Origin of the sequence: Methanobrevibacter sp. (assembly GCF_045220775.1) — an archaeon.
Taxonomy (GTDB): domain Archaea; phylum Methanobacteriota; class Methanobacteria; order Methanobacteriales; family Methanobacteriaceae; genus Methanocatella.
In genome coordinates this window covers 1-5,345 of the sequence record NZ_JBGUWC010000150.1, presented here as the reverse complement: position 1 = coordinate 5,345, position 5,345 = coordinate 1, and the positions used below count along the sequence as shown (strand labels likewise).

The 5,345-nt window shown below is 36.1% G+C and carries 4 protein-coding genes; 3 read left to right on the top strand and 1 reads right to left on the bottom strand.

The window, feature by feature from the left end:
- Positions 1-291: helix-turn-helix domain-containing protein (locus tag ACJROP_RS09775; protein WP_406535278.1), on the bottom strand; the 291-nt coding region annotated here is incomplete at its 3' end.
- A 266-nt stretch (positions 292-557) separates the two neighbouring features.
- Here ACJROP_RS09775 and ACJROP_RS09770 point away from each other — a divergent pair.
- The 3 genes from ACJROP_RS09770 to ACJROP_RS09760 all read left to right on the top strand — a co-directional run.
- On the top strand, positions 558-1,271 hold the full coding sequence (locus ACJROP_RS09770) for a LytTR family DNA-binding domain-containing protein (RefSeq protein ID WP_406535279.1): 714 nt from the start codon (positions 558-560) through the stop codon (positions 1,269-1,271).
- Positions 1,272-1,288: 17 nt separating this feature from the next.
- Positions 1,289-3,166: a starch-binding protein gene (locus ACJROP_RS09765; RefSeq protein ID WP_406535277.1), complete on the top strand. Its 1,878-nt coding sequence runs from the start codon at positions 1,289-1,291 to the stop codon at positions 3,164-3,166.
- A 16-nt stretch (positions 3,167-3,182) separates the two neighbouring features.
- A partial coding sequence (locus ACJROP_RS09760; RefSeq protein ID WP_406535276.1) for a hypothetical protein occupies positions 3,183-5,345 on the top strand: 2,163 nt, incomplete at its 3' end.

Here is a 5,345-nt window from a genome sequence, read left to right as displayed (position 1 = left end):
TATTAAGAAATTTATCTGTTCTGTTGACCAATCTTTTGTGATTTCCGATATTTCGGAGTTGACGTAAGGATTGGTTTTTGTTATATGGTCGGAAACAAGATATGCAATATCAATTTCAAGAATATCGGCAATACTGCTTAACCGTGGCAAAGATACTTTAGCCGCTCCCCGTTCTATTTGACTCAGATAGCTTTCTGATATATTCAATATTTCCGAAAGTGCTGCTTGTGTAAGATTTCTCTCTTTGCGATAATGACATATTCTTCTTCCAATGGTATTATAATTCAACATATTAATCACCAAGTTCAGTATATAGTAATCAGTTAAGTTATTTAAGAAATTTATAAGTTAATATTAACTTATAGATACGAATATAAAGGACTATTTTTTACAAAATTTGCATTTCACTCCCCAAAATTGACCGATAACTGCCACATATCTTTCCGAAACTTATATTTTATGAAATAATGAGCCGATGGTAAAATTATATAAATCAAATTAACATTATTTATAAAATTTAATAAAATATATTGAAAATGAAGGTGAGTAATTTGAAAGTGGCAATATTTTGTAAAAATCCCGAGATGTGCATTAAAATCAAAAAGTGTATTTGTTCTGTAAGTGTACACTGCGGTATAACAGTAAGAATAACTGTTTTCGATGATTGGGATAAAATAATTGAAATGTTCTCTAAGAGACCAAATTTTTTTGACTTGGCAGTACTATGCTGCGGAGAAGATTACGAAATGACGGCATATGCAAAAAAACTTCGGGATTGTGACAAGAATTTTGACTTGATGGTCATAGGCGAAAATAAAAAGCAGCTTTACAGTTTATTTGAATTGAGAATATGCAGTTTTGTCTTTGAAAAAGATGTTGATGAATATTTGCAACAGCAGTTTGTATTTATTTTTTCAAACACTGAAAAAAGCAGGGATGAGTGCTATGCGTTTGAAATATTAGAGCCGATAAGCCTGGAAAAAATAATTTGTGTTTCTGATATTTTATTTTTTGATGTGAACGATAAAATGATTCATATCCATACTGTTGCAGGTTTATACAAGTTAAAAAGGTGTACTCTTGGAAGTTTAGCACAGCAGATGAAAAAATATGGATTTATTCAAGTGAATAGGTCACATCTTATTAATATCAGGCATATCCGTTCAATCAACGGAAAAGTTCTTGAGATGGATAACGGTTATACTGCTGAAATCAGCCGCAGACAGCAAAAAAATGTTGAGCAGGAATTTTTTGTTTATTATCAACTTTAAAGAAAAGAGGAGAGCATATGAAATCGAAAGTCAGCAAAATATCTGTTATTGTTGTATTGGTATTAGGTCTCTTGTTTGCGGCAGGACTTTCCGCTATGGCGTATGACATTACGTGGAGTTCCGATTATCAGTTTGGCAACAGGATAACCGTATATTTTCGTAGCAGCAGTTACAATCAGCCGTATATTTACTGTTATGCCGACAGCTACGAAGTCAGCAGTTGGCCCGGTAATCCGATGAGTCCCGGAGCTGATGGATGGTATACATACACAATAAAAGATCTCCGTCAGGCAAGAGTAATATTCAGCAACAACGGCAGCAATCAGAATCCCGCAGCAGGACAGGACGGTTTTCTTGTTTCGGGTGACAAATGGTATTGTGACGGAAATTGGTTTGACAGCAAGCCGTCAAGTACGATCGTACACTATTTCAATGACCAAAATTGGAATAATGTAAATCTTTATTATTATCAAAACGGATTGAATTCACCTTCATGGCCCGGAGTATCCATGCAGAATGAAGATTATGGCTGGTACACTTATGAAATAACGGGATTTACATCTCCGAAAGTGATATTCAGCACTAATGGAAACAGTCAGATACCCGGACAAGGTCAGGAGGGGTTTGAAGTCAGCGGGGAAAAATGGTATAAAAACGGTCAGTGGTATAACTCCGATCCGACGGTTTATAAAGATATAGTTGTTCACTACTATAACAGTAATAATTGGGATAATGTCAGTCTTTATTACTACGATACACAGACCGGCAGTCAGCAATGGCCCGGTGTTTCAATGAATTCGGAAGGTGACGGCTGGTATGAATATTCCATTCATTGCGTGACCGATCCGAAAGTAATATTCAGCAACAACGGCAATAATCAGATTCCGGGACGAAATGAACCCGGCTTTTCGGTCGGCAGTGAAATGTGGTATAAAAACGGAAGATGGTACACATCACAGCCGTCTACACAGCAGCGTCAGATCACAGTACATTTTTACAATTATAATAATTGGAACAATGTAAAGCTCTATTATTATGATACAGGCACGGCAAATTATGCATGGCCCGGTGTTTCGATGAATTCGGAGGGTGACGGCTGGTATTCTTATGAAATTGAATGTATTGATGATCCGAGAGTGATTTTCAGTAATAACGGGAGCAGTCAGATTCCCCAGCAGGAAGGATATTCCGTATCAAATGAATCATGGTTCAGAAACGGTACATGGACTTCTGTAAGACCGACAGATGTTACAGTATATTTCAAAAAACCGAATAATTGGAATTCTCCGAATGTTTATTATTACATCAGCAACAGTGATACAGGTCCGTCATGGCCCGGTTCATCAATGGAAGAAATCACCGGCGGGTGGTATAAATATACCATTACAAAATATTCCGATGCAAAAGTGATATTCAATGACGGTACCAATCAAATGCCAAGTGCTAATATGCCGGGATTTGATGTAAGCGGTGCAATGTGGTATGACGATGGGATATGGTACAGATATAATCCCGATACCCTTACAACGAATACAATGACGGGTGATTTGAACGGAGATGGTGTTATTGATGAAAATGACTATGCTTTACTTGAAGATTACATCAATGACGGACAGAACAATGATTTGACAGATGAACAGCTTTTGCTGGCAGACACCAACGGCGACGGCATTGTTGACGAGGATGATATGGCTCTGATAGAACAGATGATCAATGGAGAAATCGAGGAATTTCCTGTTGACAGAACACTGACGGACAGAGAAATATCTTATGAATATGATAAACTTGGCAGAGTAACAAGAGCAATATACAGCGAAGATTATTATATTGAATATATTTATGATGCCAACGGAAATATCACTTCTGTCGATGTTCACGAAACATCGGAAGAATAAAATGGAGGTAAACGGTATGAAAACTGTATTCCCAAAGTTGAAATGGATTGGAAAAAGAGCAATATCATTCTTGCTTTCCGTATTGCTTATATTTCAGATAATGGATTTCTCTGTTATATCGATAGGTGCGACAGAAGAAAGCGGAAATCTGCCTTCTCAAAATGAACAGACAGAGCCTGAAAACAGCGAAACTTCAAATGTGGAATCCGAACCTGTTGAGTATGAAGATTGGACTGTCAGCGACAGTTATACTTTGACAGAAGATAAAGAAGTAAATAACATGACAATGAACGGCGGAACATTGAATCTTGACGGTCACAGTTTGATTGTGCATGGCAATGTTTCTGTTTATAGAGGTACACTTTATATCAATAAAGGTTATTTGCATTGTTTTGGAAATATTCAAATTTCAGGTTACTATGCTTATTTGACAATGGAGAATGTGAATGATGAAATAGTTGCAGATGGGGATTTTATTTGGAACTATGCAAATTCAGGATATATTAAAAACGGTTGCATTAAAGTCGGCGGAGATTTTCGTGATGATACGACAGGCGGAAGCTATAATTTTATATCATCCGAAAAAAATGAATTGATTTTGAACGGAAATTCCGAACAACATATCATCCAAAAAAATGTAAATTCTTATATAAATATTTTGAAACTTGATAACAGCAGTCAGGAAAGAATTGTATACGCTGAAACACCGGTCATAGCCGGAACGATTATAAAAAATGGCTGTAATATATCTTACACGGTTGGCGGTACATACGGTCATAAACTACAAAACGATGAAACAATACAAGGTGATTTTTATCTTGTAGGCGATGAACTTGATCTTAACGGAAAAACACTGACTATAACCGGCAATTTGATTCAGGGTGCAGGCACTGTCAAAGTTAATGGAGGTGAACTCAATATTGGCGGAGATTATATCATTCGTTCTTATACACTTGATGAAAACAATTCTCCCATATATCATTACAGTTTGGGAGAGCTTGTAATGACCAATGCAAATGATGAAGTGAATGTCAGCGGAAATTTTGTTATGGGTTCCTCAAAAGATCACAGGAATTTACTGACAAACGGTATACTTCGTGTGGGAGGCAATTTTGAGCAGATAACGGTAAAGTCTGCATATAATTTTGCTCCAAAAGAAAATCATAAAGTCATTTTAAACGGTCAGAGCGAGCAGATAATAAAATTTGAATCATCTTCATATGATACATCACATTTTGCAAATGTTGAGTTTGCGAATACAACTGCTAATGCGATTAAAATCACAGATGGAACAATAGTTACCGGTGAAGTATCGGTTACAGGCGGAAAACCGGCAGGCAATATAAGTTTGTATACTACTGCGACTTTGTTGAGCGACAGCAGCGGAGCAAATATAAATATAAAACTTCCTTATGGATATACACTTTCCAATGATTTGACTGTAAACGGAAATGTGATTGCAAATGGAACTGTTAATTTAAATAGAAAGACATTAACAACAAATGATTTCAATGCATACAATGCAGAAATTAATATCAATAATGGTCGTTTAATATGCAGAGGATCACTGTATTTACAAAATAATTATTACTACTCATGTTACTTAAAAATGATAAATGAACTTGATTATGTGAGGGTAGATGGAGATTTTATATCGGAGAATTACTGTTATGACATGGTGATGAGTGCCGGAACATTGGAAATAAAAGGCGACTTTACACAAAAATCCGGTGTATCAAATACGAACGAATATAATTTCAGGGCGACCGGAACACATAAGACGGTTTTCAGTGGTACTCAGGAACAGACAATATCATTTTCATCTCCAAAATCATATTTTAATGAAGTTGAAATAAATAATACAAGTCAAAATGGAGTGTATATAACAAATTTTTTCAATCATTCTAAGCTTACGAGAACATTCGGAGAAATACATTTTTCTGATAACACAACGGTTGGTGAAACGTTGGAAGCAGATAAAACTGTGAATGATCTCTATCTTGGTTCTGGTGTATATGATCTTGCCGGTCATACACTTACAGTAAATGGAAATCTCGTTCAGAGTGGCGGAACGATGAAAATCAACAACGGTCATTTAAGAGTAACAGGAAACTACTTTATACAAAAAGAAGTTACGGAGAATGGCAAAACGATTTATGAGCCAAGTGCCGGTTATCTT